The sequence below is a fragment of the Ornithinimicrobium cerasi genome (assembly GCF_003702705.1).
Taxonomy (GTDB): Bacteria; Actinomycetota; Actinomycetes; order Actinomycetales; family Dermatophilaceae; genus Ornithinicoccus; species Ornithinicoccus cerasi.
The window spans coordinates 63,472-82,647 of record NZ_QZMN01000002.1; the positions used below are offsets into that span (position 1 = coordinate 63,472).

General features: G+C 71.3%; 18 protein-coding genes and 4 tRNA genes. 7 read left to right on the forward strand and 15 right to left on the reverse strand.

All coding sequences use genetic code 11. The features are described 5' to 3' along the window. Positions 1-20 precede the first annotated feature (20 nt). Entirely contained in the window at positions 21-1,163 is a 1,143-nt protein-coding gene (gene tyrA, locus D4B81_RS02210; RefSeq protein ID WP_122260901.1) for a bifunctional chorismate mutase/prephenate dehydrogenase, read from the reverse strand. A 47-nt stretch (positions 1,164-1,210) separates the two neighbouring features. Between tyrA and D4B81_RS02215 the strand changes: the two genes are divergently transcribed. Then, positions 1,211-1,283, forward strand: a tRNA-Arg gene (locus tag D4B81_RS02215). 99 nt (positions 1,284-1,382) lie between these two features. Here D4B81_RS02215 and D4B81_RS02220 read toward each other — a convergent pair. Then, complete coding sequence (locus D4B81_RS02220) at positions 1,383-2,606, reverse strand: hypothetical protein (RefSeq protein WP_122260902.1); 1,224 nt, start codon at positions 2,604-2,606, stop codon at positions 1,383-1,385. Between the two features lie 289 nt (positions 2,607-2,895). Beyond that, on the reverse strand, positions 2,896-3,501 hold the full coding sequence (gene orn / locus D4B81_RS02225; RefSeq protein ID WP_097186869.1) for an oligoribonuclease: 606 nt from the start codon (positions 3,499-3,501) through the stop codon (positions 2,896-2,898). A gap of 45 nt (positions 3,502-3,546) precedes the next feature. Here orn and D4B81_RS02230 point away from each other — a divergent pair, with 45 nt between their 5' ends. Continuing rightward, on the forward strand, positions 3,547-4,740 hold the full coding sequence (locus D4B81_RS02230; protein ID WP_122260903.1) for a PrsW family intramembrane metalloprotease: 1,194 nt from the start codon (positions 3,547-3,549) through the stop codon (positions 4,738-4,740). Between the two features lie 9 nt (positions 4,741-4,749). Here the strand turns inward: D4B81_RS02230 and D4B81_RS02235 are convergent, their stop codons facing one another. The 5 genes from D4B81_RS02235 to D4B81_RS02255 form a co-directional block, all read right to left on the reverse strand. Then, positions 4,750-5,565, reverse strand: coding sequence for a class F sortase (locus D4B81_RS02235; protein WP_237565759.1), 816 nt, complete (start codon positions 5,563-5,565; stop codon positions 4,750-4,752). Between the two features lie 53 nt (positions 5,566-5,618). Further along, positions 5,619-6,935, reverse strand: coding sequence for an ice-binding family protein (locus tag D4B81_RS18660; RefSeq protein WP_237565760.1), 1,317 nt, complete (start codon positions 6,933-6,935; stop codon positions 5,619-5,621). A 491-nt stretch (positions 6,936-7,426) separates the two neighbouring features. Beyond that, positions 7,427-7,502, reverse strand: a tRNA-His gene (locus D4B81_RS02245). Between the two features lie 85 nt (positions 7,503-7,587). Next, entirely contained in the window at positions 7,588-8,709 is a 1,122-nt protein-coding gene (locus D4B81_RS02250) for a YihY/virulence factor BrkB family protein (RefSeq protein ID WP_122260905.1), read from the reverse strand. 63 nt (positions 8,710-8,772) lie between these two features. Further along, positions 8,773-8,845: transfer RNA gene (locus D4B81_RS02255), tRNA-Lys, on the reverse strand. Positions 8,846-8,945: 100 nt separating this feature from the next. On the opposite strand from D4B81_RS02255, the gene tdh reads away from it, so the two are divergent. Genes tdh through D4B81_RS02270 form a run of 3 tightly spaced genes read left to right on the forward strand, consistent with a single transcriptional unit; the run spans position 8,946 to position 11,708 of the window. Further along, the gene (gene tdh / locus D4B81_RS02260; protein WP_122260906.1) at positions 8,946-9,998 is read left to right on the forward strand and encodes an L-threonine 3-dehydrogenase; all 1,053 of its coding nucleotides are present in this window, start codon (positions 8,946-8,948) and stop codon (positions 9,996-9,998) included. Between the two features lie 8 nt (positions 9,999-10,006). After that, positions 10,007-11,197, forward strand: a complete 1,191-nt coding sequence (locus D4B81_RS02265; RefSeq protein WP_122260907.1) for a glycine C-acetyltransferase — start codon at positions 10,007-10,009, stop codon at positions 11,195-11,197. A gap of 22 nt (positions 11,198-11,219) precedes the next feature. Then, a complete protein-coding gene (locus D4B81_RS02270; RefSeq protein WP_122260908.1) occupies positions 11,220-11,708 on the forward strand; it encodes a hypothetical protein in 489 nt (162 codons plus the stop codon). Between the two features lie 159 nt (positions 11,709-11,867). Here the strand turns inward: D4B81_RS02270 and D4B81_RS02275 are convergent, their stop codons facing one another. The 3 genes from D4B81_RS02275 to D4B81_RS02285 are packed head-to-tail and all read right to left on the reverse strand — an operon-like array spanning position 11,868 to position 14,054. Continuing rightward, positions 11,868-12,770: an alpha/beta fold hydrolase gene (locus tag D4B81_RS02275; protein ID WP_122260909.1), complete on the reverse strand. Its 903-nt coding sequence runs from the start codon at positions 12,768-12,770 to the stop codon at positions 11,868-11,870. Positions 12,771-12,782: 12 nt separating this feature from the next. Then, on the reverse strand, positions 12,783-13,766 hold the full coding sequence (gene corA / locus D4B81_RS02280) for a magnesium/cobalt transporter CorA (RefSeq protein ID WP_122260910.1): 984 nt from the start codon (positions 13,764-13,766) through the stop codon (positions 12,783-12,785). A 9-nt stretch (positions 13,767-13,775) separates the two neighbouring features. Beyond that, positions 13,776-14,054 (reverse strand): DUF3618 domain-containing protein, encoded by a 279-nt coding sequence (locus tag D4B81_RS02285; protein WP_097186877.1) that lies wholly within the window; start codon positions 14,052-14,054, stop codon positions 13,776-13,778. A gap of 88 nt (positions 14,055-14,142) precedes the next feature. Between D4B81_RS02285 and bcp the strand changes: the two genes are divergently transcribed. Continuing rightward, on the forward strand, positions 14,143-14,616 hold the full coding sequence (gene bcp, locus D4B81_RS02290; RefSeq protein ID WP_122260911.1) for a thioredoxin-dependent thiol peroxidase: 474 nt from the start codon (positions 14,143-14,145) through the stop codon (positions 14,614-14,616). 14 nt (positions 14,617-14,630) lie between these two features. Here the strand turns inward: bcp and D4B81_RS02295 are convergent. Next, positions 14,631-14,712 (reverse strand) — tRNA-Leu (locus D4B81_RS02295). A gap of 85 nt (positions 14,713-14,797) precedes the next feature. Between D4B81_RS02295 and D4B81_RS02300 the strand changes: the two genes are divergently transcribed. Further along, positions 14,798-15,601, forward strand: coding sequence for an SGNH/GDSL hydrolase family protein (locus tag D4B81_RS02300; RefSeq protein WP_122260912.1), 804 nt, complete (start codon positions 14,798-14,800; stop codon positions 15,599-15,601). On the opposite strand, the gene D4B81_RS02305 is transcribed toward D4B81_RS02300, so the two are convergent. Genes D4B81_RS02305 through thrC form a run of 3 tightly spaced genes read right to left on the reverse strand, consistent with a single transcriptional unit; the run spans position 15,579 to position 19,106 of the window. After that, on the reverse strand, positions 15,579-17,006 hold the full coding sequence (locus D4B81_RS02305) for a serine hydrolase domain-containing protein (protein WP_161964962.1): 1,428 nt from the start codon (positions 17,004-17,006) through the stop codon (positions 15,579-15,581). The two genes, D4B81_RS02300 and D4B81_RS02305, sit on opposite strands and share 23 nt — an antisense overlap. Positions 17,007-17,055: 49 nt before the next feature. Next, entirely contained in the window at positions 17,056-18,012 is a 957-nt protein-coding gene (locus D4B81_RS02310) for a homoserine kinase (protein ID WP_122260914.1), read from the reverse strand. Continuing rightward, positions 18,012-19,106 carry a threonine synthase gene (thrC, locus tag D4B81_RS02315; protein ID WP_122260915.1) on the reverse strand — a complete coding sequence of 365 codons (1,095 nt, stop codon included), beginning with the start codon at positions 19,104-19,106 and terminating at the stop codon, positions 18,012-18,014. The genes D4B81_RS02310 and thrC overlap by 1 nt, the downstream gene beginning before the upstream one ends. Positions 19,107-19,176 lie beyond the last annotated feature (70 nt).

Sequence of the window (19,176 nt, forward strand, 5' to 3'; positions counted from 1 at the left end):
GCAACCAAAGTGAACCGACCTCAGCGCGTCGCGTCGGCGTGCGCGAGCAGGCCGCGGGACTCCGCCAGGAAGGTCTCGGCATGGTCGCCGAACCAGTTCCCGATCTCCCGGAACCGTGCCACGAACTCTTCCCGGTCCCCCCGCAGCAGCAGCTCGAAGGCCTGCGCGTAGCGGGTCAGGTAGCGCTGGATGAGCGCCACGACGTCCGGGGAGGCGGTGATGATGTCGTAGTAGAGCTCGGCGTCCTGGGCGAACAGCCGGCCGACCATGACCAGCTCCAGCCGGTAGATGGGCGACGACAGCGCGAGCAGCTCGTCCAGGTCGTGGTCCTCGTGGGCGAGGTGCCAGCCGTAGACGAACGTCGAGAAGTGCCGCAGCGCCTGGATCAGCCCCATCAGCTCGTCGTGCGTCTCAGCCGGCAGCTCGTGCACCCGCGCGCCCCACAGCCGGATCTGCTCGACCAGCCACCGGGACGCGGCCTCGTCGCGGCCGGGCACCACCGCCACGACCTGCTTGGCGAGGCTGTCCACGTCGGGGCCGAACATCGGGTGCAGCCCCAGGACCGGCCCCGGGTGCACCTCGAGCATCGTCGCCATCACCGCTCGCTTGGTGGAGGTGAGGTCGACCAGCAGGCAGCCGGGGGGCAGCGGGGGCAGCGAGCGCAGCACGGCGACGGTGTCGTGGATCGGCACCGAGACCACGACCAGGCCGGCGTCCGCGACCGAGCGGGCCACCTGCTCGGGCGGGTCGTCGCGCTCGACCACGCGCACGTCATACCCGGAGAGGGTGAGCATCCGCGCGAAGAGGGAACCCATCCGGCCCCCGCCGCCGACGACCACCGCCGGCCCCAGGTCGGGGGCCCGGCGGGTGAAGCCCATGTTCTTCTCGTGCGTGTAGGACTCGCGCATGCAGCGCCGCAGCACGTCCTCGACGAGGTCCGGCGACAGCCCGCGCTGGGCGGCGAGCGCGCGCTTGGCGGAGATCATCGCCGCCTCGCGGTCGGGGGCGTAGATCGGCAGCCCGTGCCGTCCCTTGACCTCCCCGATCTCACCCACCAGCTCCAGCCGCCGGGCGAGGAGGTCGAGGATCTGGGAGTCCACGTCGTCGATCTGTGCGCGCAGCGCCGCCAGGGGCTGGTCGGCCCCCGCGTTCCCCTCGGTCATGGGAGGTGATCCTATCGGCGGGTCCGCCTACACTCGGTTGCGGTCAGGCCCCCGTAGCTCAATGGATAGAGCACCGGCCTTCTAATCCGTAGGTTGCGCGTTCGAGTCGCGCCGGGGGCGCACGAGCGGGTGCTGTCCTCCCCCGCGTGGGGCGTCCGAGCACCGGACTGGGCCGCGGGCCACGTCGGAGCCGCGTCCCAGTCCGGTGCGCGCCGGTCGCTACGCCCTCGCCGAGCGGGCCAGGGCCTCGCGCACCTGGGCCGCGTGATCCTCGTCGTCGAAGCGGTCCGTGAGACAGATCAGGCCGTCCGTGCACGCGATGTACTCACCTGGCGGCATGCCCGCCTGATCCAGGTCCGGGCCCGTGGTGACAGGCACGATGTTGAACAGGTGCCTGCTCAGCCATTCGGACAGCCACCGCGGACTCAGCGGGCCACCGCTCTGCAGCGCGACGTCCGGGTGAGCGTCGAGGTAGTCCGCGATCGCCTGGTTAGTCGGGACGATGACCAGGGTCTGCAGATTGCTGTCGCCGAAGGCGTCGGTGAGCCAGTCCGACTCCAGCGCTGCCAGGAAGGTGTCCGTCTGCCCCGGCTGACCCGGCCCCTGGGAGGCGAGTGATCTGAGTGTCTCCAGGATCGTCATGCTGGGTGGCTGCTGACCCTCCACCCCGGTCGTCGCCTCCTCTGCGGCGGGCGGGTAGGAGCTGGTGACCGAGTCGGTGAAGGACCGTGCGGTGATACCTCTCGTCCAGTCGTACTCGAAGTCGACCGACAGCGTGGCCGTGACCTTGAAGTCGGCCCCGACAGGCACGCGGTAGATCAGTGCCGGGCTCCACTCGTACCCGGCGTAGGAGGCCCGGAACGGGTTGGCGGGCACTGCCGGCGAGACGAATCCCACGCCCGGCAGGTCGGTCCGCCACTCCATCGAGCTGAGGGTCGGACGTGCGGCGAACCTGACGGAGTCCGAGGAGAAGCTGACACCGACGCTGGCGTTCAGTCCGATCTCGGCTGATCCCTCGGGACCGTCCGGCCCGACACCGCCGCCCCCACCGACGCTCCCGCCGAGGGTGAAGCTGACGCTCACCTGCTCCACCGTGCTGTTGGGCCCGAACTCGACCACCTTGGCGTGCGGTGTCGGGGAGGAGATGACCAACGAGTGGTAGTTCGCGAAGAACCCGACCGAGACCCAGTTGGCTTCCGGCTTGTCCGGAGAGCCGGAGATCCCGTGGAAGACGGTTCCCACGAGGAGGTAGAAATCATCTTCCAGAGTCGCGGCCGTGCGGACCAGTTTGTAGACCCCGATCTCGCCGGAGAAAGTCAGCTGCTGCTTCTTGGTCGGCACCGTTCCCCAACCAAAATCGTCACCCCCGTCCCGGACCTTCTGTAGACCGTCCAGCCTGCCGACCTGGCGCCAGACGCCAGGGTCCTCGATGTTGTACGTCACGATCTGACCCTTCCCCGAGTCATGAGGGTGATCCGTCGCTGACGACCGAGGTAAACTTCGGGAGGCGACGAATCGATGTCGTGCACGCGTTTCAGCGCGGGTTGGACCGGCCACTGTGCATCATCGAGAGACGTTGCTGAGCCCCCGGTCGGACAACTACCAACAGGACGATCCTCGCGCAGGATCGGCCCCGGCGCAATGGCTGGGACCGAGGCTCGGGGAGCCGTTCCTCGTGGATTACCGGTCCGTCTCGGCCGAGGCAGCAGCGGGTGTGCCGCGCCGGCCCGTCTCAGCCGTCGGTGCGGGTGTGGCGGGCGGCGATCTGCTTCAGGGTGGCGGTGTCCGGGCCTGGCTGCGGCACGAAGATCGCCTCCCGGTAGTAGCGCAGCTCGGCGATGCTGTCGACGATGTCGCCGAGGGCGCGGTGGCCTCCGGTCTTGGCGGGGGCGTTGAAGTAGGCGCGGGGGTACCAGCGGCGGGCCAGTTCCTTCAGGGAGGAGACGTCGACGATGCGGTAGTGCAGGTGGGCGTCGAGCTCGGGCATGTCCCTCGCCAGGAAGGCCCGGTCGGTGCTCACGGTGTTGCCGCCGAGCGGCGCCTTCCGCGGCTCCGGTACGTGCTCCCGCACGTAGGCCAGCACCCGTGCCTGCGCCTCCTCCAGGGTGATGCCCTGCTCGAGCACCTCGATGAGGCGGGAGGTCGTGTGCATGTCGCGGACGAAGTCGGTCATCTGCTCCATGGCCTCGCGCGGCGGGCGGATGACGACGTCGACGCCCTCGCCCAGCACGGTGAGCTCGGCGTCCGTCACCAGACAGGCCACCTCCACCAGGGCGTCGGCGACCAGGTCGAGCCCGGTCATCTCGCAGTCGATCCAGACGATGCGTTCAGCAGCCACGACGGGAGAGCCTAACCCTCCCGGCTGACGGGTAACCTCGGCGCCATGGTCCAGCCCGCCCGCTCGTCCCAGCCTGCCCCGGACGGGTCCGGGTGGGAGCACCTGATGACCTATCAGCCGGACGCGCCCTCACCCCGCAACGTCACCCGACGGCCCCTCATCCGCCGTGTCCTGGTGTGGAGCGCCGTGCTCACCGTCTTCGCGCTCGCGGCGCTGGTGATGGGGGCGCTCCTCACCGAGTCCCTCGGCCTGGTCACCGTCGGGCTGGCCCTGGCGACCTCGACGCTCGCCCTGGGGATCGTCGTACCGACGTTCCTGTGGGTCGACCGGCTCGAGGCCGAGCCCGCGCGGCTGCTCTGGTTCGCCTTCCTCTGGGGTGCCCTGATCTCCACCCTGATGGCCATCGTGCTCAACGAGCTCGGGGTCGCCTTCTTCGGCGGCCTGCACGAGGACCCCCTGGTCATCGGGGCGGTCGTCGTGGCGCCGGTGACCGAGGAGGTCGCCAAGGGCCTGGGGGTGCTGCTCATCTTCCTGGTGGCCCGGCGCGAGTTCAACGGGGTCACGGACGGCATCGTCTACGCCGGGATCGTCGCCGCCGGTTTCGCCTTCGTGGAGAACATCCTCTACCTCGGCAACGCCTACCTCGAGGTGGGCACCCCCGGGCTGGTGGGGTTGTTCATCATGCGCTGCCTGGTCAGCCCCTTCGCCCACCCGATGTTCACCGTCTGCATCGGCCTGGCGCTGGGCCTCGTCGCGCACCGGCGCCGGGCCTCCTCCGTCTGGGTCGTGCTGCTGGGCCTGGCGGCGGCGGTGCTGCTGCACGCGCTGTGGAACTACAGCGCGGTCGCGGCCGCAGAGTCCTTCGTGGCGATCTTCGCCATCGTCCAGGTGCCACTGTTCGTCGGGTTCCTCCTGCTCCTGCGCTGGGCCTCACGGCGTGAGTCGAGGCTGCTCCGGGACCTGCTCACCGGCTACGGCCTCAACGGCTGGTACACCCCGGCCGAGGTCGCGATGCTGGCCGACCCGGGCGAGCGGCGCCGGGCTCGGCAGTGGGCCCGGCAGGCAGGTGGACGACGGGCCGAGCGGGCGATGCTCGCCTTCCAGGACGAGAGCGGCGAGCTGGCGATGGTGCGCAAGCACGTCAACCTGCAGGGCCCCGACGCCCACTGGGCCGCCCGCGAGGAGTCGCTGCTGCGGACGATCACCGCGCACCGGCGAATCTTCGTCCCGGGGGTGTGAACGTCCGGGTCAGGTCCCCGCGACGATCCTCGCGTAGACCACCGTGTTGTCCCGGTAGTGACCGGTTCCCGGGTCCCAGGACCCGGCACAGGTGATCAGTCGAAGCTCCGGTCCGGGTGTGTCGCCGTAGACGGCTGCCGTAGGGAAGGAGTCCTTGGGGTGCTGCTCGACGCGGTAGACCTCGAAATCGACCTGCGTCCCGTCCTCTCGGCTGACGGTGACCCGGTGACCCGACGCCAGCTCGGCGAGCCGATAGAAGACCGATGGGACTCCGGCGGCACCGTCGACATGACCCAGCAGCACCGCCGGACCGTCGTCGCCCGGCCGCGGTGACCCTGTGAACCACCCCGCCTGGTCGTAGAGCGCGCCGGAGGCGGGGACCTCGAGCGTCCCGTCGGCGTTCAGACCCAGTGGCTGCAGGACCGAGCTGACCCCGATCGCCGCTACCTGCAGAGTCGAGGGCCGTCCTGTCGGCGCTTTCGCGTCTGCCTGGTCGGACGTGGGCGGCGCCGGATCCTGCGTCGCGTCGCGAGGGGACGCGTCCGGGCCCTCGGCCGGTACCGCCTTCACCTCTGGCAGCGGCGTCTCGCCCTGCGCCTCGCTCGGCCGGGGCGCTTCCGGCCGCTCGGCGACCGTCGGCGTGGCCGCGCGAGTCACGAGACCAGGCGGGTCGTCGGCAGCAGGCCCCGCAGGCAGGGCAGGGACGCCGGCGACGGCAGGCGCCGCGGCAGCCCTGAGATCGGCGGGGACCCACGGCCAGTCCTCGGCGATCATGAGGGTGGACAGCCCCAGGGCGAGGAGGGCCCAGCAGCAGGTCACAGCCACCTGGCGATGGCTGTGATCTGCTGCCCGGTGTCGCGCTGCCCGGTGTCGAGCGGTCACATCACCCGGTGGGAGCCCGTGGAGCGGGTCATGACCAGTCCGCCGAGACCGATGACGATGGCCAGGAGACCAGCTGCGAGCATCAGGGCATCCATCCCGCCGGCAGGTGAACCGCCGGTCTGCACACCTCCGACCGGCCAGGTCTTGATCTGACCGTCACTCGGCTCCGTGGGCTGCGGCTCGGTGGGCTGCGGCTCGGTGGGCTGCGGCTCGGTGGGCTGCGGCTCGGTCGGCTGCGGCTCCGTGGGCTGCGGCTCCGTGGGCTGCGGCTCCGTGGGCTGCGACTCCGTGGGCTGCGGCTCCGTGGGCTGCGGCTCCGTGGGCTGCGGCTCCGTGGGCTGCGGCTCCGTGGGCTGCGGCTCCGTGGGCTGCGGCTCCGTGGGCTGCGGCTCCGTGGGCTGCGGCTCCGTGGGCTGCGGCTCCGTCGGCTGCGGCTCCGTCGGCTGCGGCTCGGTCGGCTGCGGCTCGGTCGGCTGCGGCTCGGTCGGCTGCGGCTCCGTGGGCTGCGGCTCGGTCGGCTGCGGCTCGGTCGGCTGCGGCTCGGTCGGCTCCGGCTCCGTGGGCTGCGGCTCGGTCGGCTGCGGCTCGGTCGGCTCCGGCTCGGTCGGCTCCGGCTCGGTCGGCTCCGGCTCGTCGATGCACGTGGGGACGGTGATGGTGTTGGTGTCCAGGGTAACCGCCCCGTTGCGGGCCAGGAGGCGACCCTGCACGGTCACGCCGGTGGTGGCCGTGATCGAGGTGAGCGCCATCACGGTCCCGGCGAAGGCCGTGGCGGTCCCGAGCGTCGCGGAACTGCCCACCTGCCAGTAGACATCGCACGCATCGGCGCCATTGATGAACACGATCGAGCTGCTCGAGCCCGTGATCAGGGTGCTGGCGGCCTGGAAGATGAACACTGGGTCCGTCTCATTCGCACCATCGAGCGTCAGCTGTCCGTTGAGGGCGAGGGTCGCCCCGGTATACACCCCCGGGGTGAGCGTCTGTCCGGCGAGGTCGGCGGTGATCGTCACGTCGGTCGGTCGACCGGCCGCGTCGTTGTAGGCGATGGTGAGATCGTTCTGCGCGATGCCGGCCGGTGCGTCGGCCGCGTGGATCTCGCCGTTGACCAGGCCGGGTGGGAATCCCGTGACGGCGGACCCGGGGGATACGCCCAGGTTGCCGTTGATCACGGAGGGCCCGGTGTTGGTCACTGTGGAACCGGCGAGGACGGCGTAGCCGGCTGCAGTCCCGAGACCGACGCGAGGAACAGCGGCAACCGGGCCCACCCCGGTCATGACGACCAGGGCCAGAGTGATCCCCAGACCGAGAATCATGGCGAAGAGTTTTCGGGGCAGGAAAGATTGTTGAACGATGGCGTGGGATGGCATGAAAGCCCCAGACTGAGCGCAGAGCGCGGATGTAGCAGAAAAGCCAGTCGACCATGGAAGGAGAATAAAGTCAATTGCGAAACAATTCTGACCAGGCGTTTTTCATCGGCCCGGGCAACACCTCCGCGAACATATTGTCCGAGCGAAGACCCTAGCTCCTGCCAGACCCCGCTCTGACCAATTGCACCCGTTAATGAGTAAAGGTTTGACAGGTTCGGTCACGTTTTGGCAAAAGTGCCCCATGGGGACGTGCACCAGCCCCGGAGAATACCCATGAATGATTTTTCCACCTCCGACCCACCTGCAGGGTTTCGGAGGACCTCGTCGACGTCCCACCGACGCCGTCGTCGCTGCTGGTGAGAACAGGTAGACCCCGATACCCGCCTGGCGCGGAGATCGGGGCCTACCTTCGACGATGTCTGGCTGTCGTTCCTACCTGGGGTGAGTGACGGGACTTGAACCCGCGACATCCGCGACCACAACGCGGCGCTCTACCTGCTGAGCTACACCCACCATGCGTCACCCTGCGCACCTGGGGTGCGTCCGGACAACGCGGACCATCCTACCCCCTGCCCGGGAGTGATCCGAAACGCGACCCTCAGTCGCGGCCGCGCCCCTTGAGGCCGACCTTGCGGCCCGCCCCCCGCAACCGTCCGGCCGCGGTCATCCGCAGCTCGCGCGCCTCACGCACCAGCGCGGCGGACTTCTCGGCCTTCTTCTCGGTGCCCCGGGCGTCGCGCGGCGGGAGCTGGATGACCTCCTCGGCCGGCATCCCGGCGGCAAGCTCGCGGCCCCGCTCGAGCTCGGCGTCGAACTCGGCGCCGAAGATCAGGGCGACGTTGGTCAGCCACAGCCACAGCAGCAGGACGACGACCCCGGCCAGGGTGCCGTACGTCTCGTTGTAGGAGCCGAAGTTGGAGACGTAGAAGCCGAACCCGGCGGAGGCGATCGCCCACACCACGATGGCGAGGATCGCACCGGGGCTGACCCAGCGGAACGACGGCGGGCGCACGTTGGGGGTCCCCCAGTAGAGCAGCGCCACGATGAGCACGACCACCACGAACATGACCGGCCACTTGGCGATGTTCCAGACGGTCGTGAACGCCCCGCTCAGCCCGATCGCCCCGAAGATCACCTCGCTGACCGAGCCGGAGAGGACCAGCAAGCCCGCGACGAGCACGATCATGATGAGGATGACGAAGGTCAGCAGCAGCAGCCAGGGACGCAGCTTCCAGACCGGCCGGCCCTCCTCGACCTCGTAGATCGCGTTCATCGCCCGGCTGAAGGCGTTGACGTAGTTGGAGGCCGCCCACAGCGCACCGAGCAGACCCAGGACGAACGCCAGCCCGGCCGCCTCGCTGCTCGCGAGGTTCTCGATGACCGGCCGCACCGCCTCCAGCTGCGTGCCGGCGCCCATCTGGTCGAGGATGTCGAGGAGCGAGCTCACCGTGGCGGTCGGGTTGCCGAAGAGCCCGATGACCGAGACGAACGCGATGAGCATGGGGAACATGGACAGCACGCTGTAGTAGGTCAGCGCGGCCGCGAGGTCGGTCCCCCCGTCGCTGCCGAACTCGGCCACCGTGCGCTTCAGCGTCGCCTTCCAGTCCGGTGCGGGCAGGTCGGTCGGGCCGTCAGGCGCCTGGTCGTCGGCGGCGTGGAACTCCTCCGAGCTCTTCGCGCGGCTCACGGTCTGGCGTGCTTCCTGGTGCTGGTCGGTCACCCGGCCAGTCAAGCACGGGCACGACGAAGGGGCAGGTCGTGTCGACCTGCCCCTCCGGAACCGTGCGCCCACAGGGACTCGAACCCCGAACCCGCTGATTAAGAGTCAGCTGCTCTGCCAATTGAGCTATAGGCGCAACAGCAGAAAACTCTAGCACCGCAGGGCGTTCCGACCCAAAACGCGCGGGGTCGAGCACCACCTCCAGGGTGCCTGACGACATACGCGAGGATGGGTCCATGCGCGCACTCGTGAAGCCCACCGCCGGGCCCGGTCTGGAGCTCAGGGACGTCCCGGAGCCGGACCCGGGGCCGGGTGAGGTGAAGATCCGGGTGCTGCGGGCGGGACTGTGCGGGACGGACCTGCACATCGAGGGCTGGGACGACTGGGCCGCGTCGATGCTCCGGCCGCCGCTGGTGGTGGGCCACGAGTTCTACGGCGAGGTCGTCGAGCTGGGCGAGGGCGTCTCCGACGACGAGCGATACGGGCTCCGGGTCGGCCAGCGGGTCTCCGTCGAGGGGCACGTGGTCTGCGGGGCCTGCCGCAACTGCCGGGCGGGCCGGCAGCAGATGTGCGTGCGCACCTCCAACCTGGGGGTGAACCGGGACGGCGCCTTCGCCGACTACGTCGTGGTGCCGCACACCAACGTGTGGGCCCAGCCGGACCTCATCGACCCCGAGCTGGGCGCGCTGTTCGACCCGCTGGGCAACGCGGTGCACACCGCCCTCTCGTTCCCGCTGACCGGGGAGGACGTGCTCATCACCGGGGCCGGGCCGATCGGGGTGATGGCCACGGCGATCGCCCGGCACGCAGGGGCGAGGTATGTCGTGGTGACCGACCTGTCGGACGGCCGCCTGGCGCTCGCCAGGGAGGCCGGGGCCGACGTGGTCGTCAACGTGGGCAGGGAACGGATCGCCTCGGCCCAGGAGCAGCTGGGGATGAGCGAGGGCTTCGACGTGGCGCTGGAGATGTCCGGCAGCCCGAAGGCGGTCGCCGAACTCATCGAGAACTGCACGCACGGGGCCAAGGTGGCGCTGCTCGGGCTGCCCGGGGAGCCGTTCGCGATCGACTGGGGCAAGGTCATCACCCACATGCTCACCCTCAAGGGGATCTACGGCCGGGAGATGTACGACACCTGGTACAAGATGACCTTCATGCTGCAGACCTCCGAGGTGCTGCGCGACCGGGTCCGCTCGGTCATCACCCACCGCTTCCCTGCCGAGCAGTGGCAGGACGCCTTCGACGTCGCCCGCTCCGGCGAGGTCGGCAAGGTCATTCTGGACTGGAGCTGAGGAGAGCCATGTATGCAGTGCGTGACCAGCTGCGCGCGGAGCTGGACCAGATCGAGGCCGACGGCCTCACCAAGCGTGAGCGCCTCATCACCACCCCGCAGTCCTCGCACATCGGGACCACCGGCGGAGAGGCCCTGAACTTCTGCGCGAACAACTACCTCGGGCTGGCCGACCACCCCGACATCGTCGCCGCCGCCCACGCAGCCCTGGACGACTGGGGCTTCGGTATGGCGTCGGTGCGGTTCATCTGCGGCACCCAGACCCAGCACCGCGACCTGGAGACGGCGATCGCCGACTTCGTCGGGACCCAGGACTCGATCCTCTTCCCCTCCTGCTTCGACGCCAACGGCGGCATCTTCGAGGTGCTCCTCGGGCCGCAGGACGCGGTGATCTCCGACGAGCTCAACCACGCCTCGATCATCGACGGGGTCCGGCTGTGCAAGGCGCAGCGGTTCCGCTACAAGAACCGCGACATGGACGACCTGCGCGCCCAGCTGGAGGCCGCGAGGGACGCCGGTGCCCGCAGGACGCTGGTCGTGACCGACGGCGCGTTCTCGATGGACGGCTACCTGGCCCCCCTGGCGGAGATCTGCGACCTCGCCGAGGAGTTCGGCGCGATGGTCATGGTCGACGACTCCCACGCCACCGGCTTCGTCGGCGAGGGTGGCCGCGGCTCCCACGAGGCCTGCGGGGTGATGGACCGCGTGGACATCGTCACCGGCACCCTCGGCAAGGCGCTCGGCGGCGGATCGGGCGGCTTCGTCGCCGCCCCCACGGAGGTCGTCGAGCTGCTCAAGCAGCGCGCCAGGCCCTACCTCTTCTCCAACGCGGTCGCCCCCTCGGTCGTCGCCGGGTCGCTCAAGGCCCTGCAGATCGCGCGCGACTCCGACGAGCCGCGCAGGGTGCTGCGCCGCAACGCCGAGCTCTTCCGCTCCCTCATGACCGAGGCCGGCTTCGAGCTGCTCCCCGGCGAGCACCCCATCGTGCCGGTCATGTTCCCCGGCGAGGACGGGGCGCGCACGGCCTCGCAGGTCGCGGACGCCATGCTCGCCCGGGGCGTGTACGTCATCGCCTTCTCCTACCCGGTCGTGCCCAAGGGCCGGGCCCGCATCCGGGTGCAGCTGTCCGCCGCGCACTCCGAGCAGGACGTCCGCACCTGCGTCGAGGCGTTCGTGGCCGCGCGCGACGAGGTGGGCTGAGCGTGGGACGGCCCGGACGCTGATGGCCGGGCGTTCGCTCACGGAGGAGGAGGCGCTGCGTGCCCTGCACCGTGCCTCCCGGGTCAACGCGGTGCCGCTCGTCGTGGGGTGGCTGCTGGCCGGCACGGTGCTCGTCGCGGTGCGGCTGTGGCTCCGCGACAGCACGCTGACCGGGTCCCTCCTCTTCGGCGGCGGGATCGCGGGGCTCGCCCTGCTGGTGCAGCTGGCCGCGGAGACGCGCCGGGCCGCGGGCCTGCGGCATACCCGGGAGTGGACCCACCTCGAGCGGGCGACCGTCACCGCCCGCTCCGGACGGAAGGTGTCGGTCAGGGGCCGAGGTGGCCGCTCCGTCACCGCCCCCGTCCAGGCTGCCTGGTCCTTGGACGCGGACACCCCGGTGTGGGTGGGACCCCGCCTCGCCACGGGCGAACGGATCGTGCTGGTCCGCGACTCCAGCGCCGCCTGGGCCTCTCCCGTCCACGCGGCCACCGGCGAGGCGATCAGGACCTAGCTGGACGACCCGACGGGGGTGGCCGCGGTGCCCGCTCTCAACTCACAGGGGGAAAGTCCCACCCCCACGGTGATGCATCTGCCGGGCGACATGGTTGGCGCCTGTGAGTTGGGGCGAGGGGCGGCTGCGCGAGCGGGAGGGTCAGGTCGGGAGGGTGGCTCAGGCTGACGAGGCGCAGCCCCCGGCGCCGCACGCGCACCCGCCCAGCGCGTCCCCGCCGCACCCACCACCACCGGCGTCGAGCGCCGCGGCGCCGGCGAGCTCCTGCGCCGACCGCGGACGGGCGCCGATCCGCTCCCCCAGCGTGGCGAAGACCTCGACCAGCCGGCGGACGTGCCACTGGTGCTCGTCCAGCTCGTGACGGTGCACCGCCGACGAGACGAGCCGGTCCGCGATCCAGCGGGCGTGGCCCGCGGGGCTCACCGACGAGTCCGTCCCCCACCACACGTCGACGGGGCAGCGCACGTCGCCGGGGTCGACGTCCCACGGCTCCTGGACCTGCGCGAGGTCGGTGACGATCCCCTCCGCGCCGGCATGGGCGCCGAGGTGCAGCTCGAGCTGGTCGCGCAGGAACACCGGGTCCTGCACCGCCAGACCGTGCAGGCCGCGCTGCTGGTCGTCCATGTCGAGCAGCCACTCGCGCCGCCCCATGCCGGGGCTGCCGGGCTCCTCCACGCACGGGGCGACGGGCCAGACCAGCGTCAGGGCCGCCACCCGCTCCGGGTGGACGGCCGCGAGGGCGAGCGCCGCGGCGCTGCCGCCCGAGCCGGCGAGCACCCCGACCGGACCCACCAGACCGGCGGCGTCCAGCACGGCGACGACGTCGGCCGCCAGCGTGCGGACCGGACGGGGCTCACCCGCGGGTGAGTCGCCATACCCGGGGCGGTCGAAGGTGAGGACCCGCAGACCGAGCGCGTGCAGGGCGTCCCGGGAGGGTGTCCCGCTGAACCGGGAGCCGGGGGTGCCGTGGAGGGCGACCACGGGGACACCGTCCGGGTCGCCCTGGACCCGGTAGGCAAGGCCGGTCGCCGTGGTGAGGAGGTCGGGCGCGCTCGTGGTCACCCGGCCATCGTCTCAGAGCCAGCCGGAGCGCTTGAACGTCCGGTGGAGCAGGGTGACGACCACCACCATCAGCAGGAGGGCCAGCGGGTAGCCGAGCAGCCAGTGCAGCTCGGGCATGTGGTCGAAGTTCATGCCGTAGATCCCGGCGATGAGGGTGGGCACGGTGATCATCGCGGCCCAGGCGGAGATCTTGCGCATGTCGGAGTTCTGCTGCACCCCGATCTGCGAGAGGTGAGTGGCAAGAACGTCCGAGAGCAGCGCGTCGTAGGACTCGATGTCGGCCAGCACCGCCGAGAGGTGGTCGGCCACGTCGCGGAACTGGAGGCGCAGCTCCTTGGACCGCACGATGCCCCCCTTCTCGACGAGCTGGTGCATCGAGAACCGCAGCGGCTGCGCCGCCCGACGGAACTCCAGCACCTCCCGCTTGAGGCGGTAGATGGTCGTGGAGTGGGACTGGTTGCCGCCGCCGAAGACGTCGCGCTCGATCTCGGCGAGGTCCTGGGCGACCTCCTCGTCGATCTCCTGGTAGGTGTCGACGACCTTGTCGACGATCGCGTGCAGGACCGCGACGGGGCCCTCGCGCAGCAGCTGCTGCTCGTGGCGCTCGAGCCGCTCGCGCACGTGGTGCAGCGGCGCGACGTCGCCGTGCCGCAGGGTGACGGCGACGTGGTCGCCGATGACCGCCATGATCTCGCCGGTCTCGATGTCGGAGGTGCTCTCGACGTAGCGCAGGGTCTTGACGACCGCCAGCACCGTGTCGTCGTAGACCTCGATCTTGGCGCGCTCGTTGCCCGCGAGGACGTCCTCGACCGCGAGCGGGTGCAGCGCCAGCTCGGAGACGACGAAGGCGAACTCCTCGGCGCTGGGATCCTTCAGGCCCACCCAGACGAAGTCGTTGTCGGGCGCCCCCTCGGCCCGGAGCCGGGCGAGCGCGTCGCCGAGGTCGACGCACTCACCACGCTGCCCGCCCCGGTAGACCGCCTGGTCGACGATCACGGGCGGGCGTCAGCCCTTGTTGAACGTGCGGCGCAGCAGCCCGAGGAGGAGCGCGGCGCCGGCGGTGCCACCCAGCACCTTCGCGAGGCGGTCGAGCCGCGGCTCGCCGTCCGCGTCGAAGGCGGCGTCGTTGGCCTTGCCCTTGAGCGAGGCGATGGTGTTGGTCTTGATCGTCTCGGGGCTGACCCGGTAGGCGAGCTCGTCCACCGTGCGAGCCAGTCGGTTGCGGGTCGCGGCGAGATCGGCCTCGATCTCCTTGGGCGAGCGGGCGGGCTGCGTGCTGGCCATCTGCGTGTGTCGTCCTCTGGGAGGGGGTGTCGGTGTCCTTTGAGACGATAACGCAGAACATCGGCCCACGAACCCCGGAGGAACACCCATGACGCGTCTTGAGCCAGGTCAGCCCGCCCCCGCCTTCACCCTCCCTGACGCCCAGGGCCGCGAGGTGAGCCTGTCCGACTTCGCCGGGCGCAAGCTCATCATCTACGTCTACCCCGCCGCGATGACGCCCGGCTGCACCACCCAGGCCTGCGACTTCCGGGACAACGAGGCGGTGTTCACCAGGGAGGGGTATGCCGTGGTCGGGGTCTCCCCGGACGCCCCGGCGAGGCTGGCGCAGTTCGCGGAGAAGGAGTCGCTGCCCTTCCCGCTGCTCTCGGACGAGAGCAAGGAGATGCTCACCGCCTACGGCGCGTACGGCGAGAAGCAGAACTACGGCAAGACCGTGGTGGGGGTCATCCGCTCGACGTTCGTCGTGGACGAGCAGGGGGTGCTGGAGGTGGCCAAGTACAACGTCAAGGCCGCCGGTCATGTCGCCTCGCTCGCCAAGCAGCTCGGGGTCGACCTGGGCTGAGGGTGGTGTCGGGGTGCGCCCGGCGGGACTCGAACCCGCACACCGCGAGGCACAGGAACCTAAATCCTGCGTGTCTACCAGTTCCACCACGGGCGCGCGAGGGGCCACTCTAGCCATCCCTCCGGGCAGCCGGACAGGCGGTTTACTGACAGCCTGGGTCCCGGAGGTCTAGCGTGCGCTCATGACCACCCCCGCCCGCCGCGCCAGGCCCGCCCTCGCCGCCCTCGCCCTCGCCGTCCCCTTCGTCGTCGCCGGTGCCCCGGGCGCGTCGGCGGCGCCACCCACCGCCGTCTACGACGCGCTCGGTGACTCCTACGCCGCCGGGTTCGGGACCGCCCCCTTCTCCCCGCCGTGCGCCCGTTCGCCCCTCGCCTACCCGGAGGTGCTGGACGGGAGGATGCGGATCGACCTGGACGACTTCGCCGCCTGCTCCGGGGCCGTCGCCGCACCGGTGGGGAACACCATTCACGCGCAGCTGGGGGCACTGGACGCGGAGACCGACCTGGTGACCATCTCGATCGGCGGCAACGACATCGGCTGGGCAGCAGTAGTCGTCGCCTGCCTCGGCGGGAGCGACGCTCAGTGCGACGGGGCGATCACCGCCGCGCGCACTGCCGTCACCACCATGCTCCCGGGTCTCCTTGACGACGCCTACACGGCCGTCGACGCGGCGGCCCCCGACGCTCATGTCGTGGTGACCGGGTATCCGCACCTCCTCTCCCCCGAGTACGGCGCCTTCCTCGGTGCCTCGGTGGAGGAGCAGATGGCCCTCAACGCCGCGGCCGACCTGCTCAACAGCGTGATCGCCGCGGAGGCGGCCGAGGCCGGTTTCCAGTACGTCGACGTGACGAAGCGTTTTGGCGGCCACGGCGCCAACTCGCCCGACGCCTGGATCAGCCCTGCCAACTTCCACCCCACCGCGGACGGCCAGAACGCCTACGCCGCGGCCCTGACCGCCGCGATCAAACCCCGCGACCTTCGCTGAGGCGCGCCAGCATCGTCGTCGCCTCGTCGTCGTCCGGGTCCAGCTCGACCGCCCGGCGCAGGTGCCGGCGGGCGTCCTCGAGCCGCCCGTCGATCTCGTGGGCCCAGCCGGTGTTGAGCTCCATCTGGGCCGAGTCCGGCTGGACGCGCTGCCACAGCTCCAGCAACGCCCAGGCCAGGTCGGTGCGGTGCATCTCGATCACGCCCCACACCGCGTCCGAGAACCCGACCTCGTCCAGGTCGACCTCTTCGGCGTCCGCCTCCGCGAGCCGGCGGTAGAGCTCGGCGGCGGGGGTCACCCCAGACCTCTCGAGCACGGGCGCCAGCGGCACCGTGACCGGTGGCAGAGGCGGGTCGGCCAGCTCCTGGCCGAGAAGCACGTCGAGCGCCGTCTTCGTGAGGGTGAAGGTCGGGGCGGTGTTGCTGTCGGCCAGCACGACGACCCCGACCCCCCGCTCGGGCACCATGGCCAGGCTCGTGCTGAACCCCGGGTCCTCGCCCGAGTGGCTCACCACGGCATACCCGCGGTGCGTGCCCCGGAACCAGCCGAGCGCCATCTCGGCGTGCCACTGGCCCCCGGCTCCGCCCTCGGAGGTCCACATGGTCTCGTGGCTCCGCGGTGACATCAGCCCGGCACCACCGGCCAGGTGGGCGACCATCCACCGGCCCAGCTCGGCGGCGCTGCTGTGCAGGGTGGAGCTCGGGGCGTGCCGACGGGTGTAGGGGTAGGCCCCGTCCACCACCCTCGGCGGCAGCCCCAGGTGCGGGAGGGCGCCGAGGTGGGCCGGCACGTCGGCGCGCAGGAAGGTGCTCGTCGTCATCCCGACCGGCTGGAGCACCCGCTCCCTGACGGCGTCCTCGAACGGTCGCCCGGCGACCGTCGCGACGAGGTGGCCGAGCAGCTCGTAGGCCGCGTTGGAGTAGGCGAACCCGGCGCCGGGGTTCCGCTCGAGGGTCCAGCCGGCGACCCGGGCCGCGAACCGGGCCAGGGCGCCGTCGTCGAGCTCCGGCTCGTGCCAGCCGTAGTCGCTGACGTCGCCGAGGCCGGAGCGGTGGGACAGGAGGTGGCGCACGGTCATGCCCCCCGCGCGCGGGTCCGTCCACGAAAGGTCGGGCAGGTATGCCGTCACACCCGCGTCGAGGTCGAGCTCGCCCGCCTCGACGAGCTGCAGCACCGCGGTCGCGACGAACGTCTTGGACACCGAGGCGAGGTGGAACAACGTGTCCTCGGTGACCGGGTCGCCGGTCCTCACGTCGCGGGCGCCGAAACCCCTGGTCTGGACACGGTCCCCGTCGTGCACCACGCACATGGCCACCCCGGGCAGCTGCCACGACTCCACGAGGCGCTCGACGAACGGCCACAGCAGGGACTCGACACGCTCCTCGGTGCTCACCGGCGGGCTCACGCATCGGACGATACTCCTGACGCACGGGCCGAGGCGGTCCCCGGCCCGGTCAGCCCCGGGCGCCGTCCCCGCCGAGGACGTGCAGCCCGACGGTGGGCACCCCCGGCGCGAGCACCTGCCACCCGTCGCCCCACGAGCCCACCTCGGAGACGACGATGTCGACCAGCTCCACGGTGGTCAGGCACAGCACCGTCGGCCCGGCTCCCGAGACGACGGCGGCGTGGCCCTGGGTGCGGAGCCGGTCGACCGCCTCCATCGTCACGGGGTAGACCGGGCGGCGCTGCTCCTGGTGCAGCCAGTCCTGCGTCGCGTCGAGCAGCAGACCGGGCTCGCCGGTCAGGGCGTGCACGAGCAGCGCCGAGCGCCCGGCCTGTCGCACCGCGTCCGAGCGGGGCACCTGCGGGCCCAGCACCGCCCGTGCGGTGGCCGTGTCAAGGCGCGCGCCGGAGGGGAGCAGCACGACGGGGACGACGTCCCGGTGCAGCACCGGGCGCGCCGTGCGCACCACCTTCGACGTGGGCATCCACGAGACCGTCAGGCCGCCGTAGGTCGAGGCCGAGGAATTGTCCGGGTGGCCCTCGGCGATCCCGGCGTGGGTGTTGACCAGCCCGAGGTCGGCCTCGGTGAGGTCCCCGCCCCGGGCCAGCGCGAAACCCAGCCCCAGCCCGCCGACGATCGCCGCCGCGGACGACCCCAGCCCGGCCGACATCGGGATCCCGTTGCGGCAGGTCACCCGCAGCCCGTAACCGTCCAGCCAGCCGATCCCGCAGGCCTCCAGCGCCTCCCGCAACCGTGCGACGACGAGGTGGCGCGCGTCGGTCGGCAGCGCCTGCGACCCCTCCCCCTCCAGCTGCACGCGGAGGCGACCGGACTGGGGGAGCACCTCCACGGCATACCCGTCGAGCAGTCCCAGCGCCAGACCCACCGCGTCGAAGCCGGGGCCGAGGTTGGCCGAGCTCGCGGGCACGCCGACCTCGACGGTGAGGCCCGGCTCGAGCGCGGCCATCACTCCAGGCCGAGCGCGTCGGCGGCGCTCACGACGTCGACGCTGACCCGGACCGGCTCCACGTCGGAGCCGTCGGCACCGCGCAGCGCCCACTGCGGGTCCTTCAGACCGTGCCCGGTGACCGTGCAGACGATCGTGGAGCCCGCCGGGACGAGCCCCGCGGCGTGCGTCTTGAGGAGGCCCGCCACGGAGGCGGCCGAGGCAGGCTCGACGAAGATGCCCTCGCGTGCCGACAGCAGGCGGTGCGCCGTGAGGATCTCCTCGTCCGTGACCATGTCGATGAGCCCGCCGGACTCGTCCCGGGCAGCCTCGGCCTGCTGCCACGACGCCGGGTTGCCGATGCGGATCGCGGTGGCGATGGTCTCCGGCTGGTCGACCGGGTGGCCGAGCACGATCGGGGCAGCACCCGCGGCCTGGAAGCCGAACATCCTCGGCAGGCGCGTCGCAGGTGCCACGCCGCCGCCGCCCGGGGCGCCGGGATCGGCATACTCGGTGTAACCCCGCCAGTAGGCGGTGATGTTGCCGGCGTTGCCGACCGGCAGGCAGTGGATGTCGGGCGCGTCGCCGAGCGCGTCGACGACCTCGAAGGCGGCGGTCTTCTGGCCCTCGATGCGGGCGGGGTTGACGCTGTTGACCAGCTCGACGGGGTAGGCTTCGGCGAGCTTGCGGGCCAGCGTGAGGCAGTCGTCGAAGTTGCCGTCGACCTGGATGAGGGTGGCGCCGTGGGCGATGGCCTGGCTCAGCTTGCCCATCGCGATCTTGCCCTCCGGCACCAGCACCCCGCACGTCATCCCGGCCTTGGTCGCGTACGCCGCGGCGCTCGCGCTCGTGTTGCCGGTGGAGGCGCAGATGACGGCCCTCGCCCCCTTCCGTGCGGCGTCCGAGATCGCCGCGGTCATCCCCCGGTCCTTGAAGGAGCCGGTGGGGTTGAGGCCCTCGTACTTGACGTGGACCTGCCCCCCGACCAGCTCCGAGAGGTGCTCGGCGGGGATCAGCGGCGTCCCGCCCTCGCGCAGGGTCACGACGTGCTCGGTGATCGTCGCGGGGAGACGGTCGGCGTACTCGGCGATCACGCCGCGCCACTGGTGCGCCATGTGCGGGTCCTCTGGGTGCGGGGGGAGGTCGAGGCAAGGGTATGCCGTGCCCGGCGCGCGCCCCCACGCG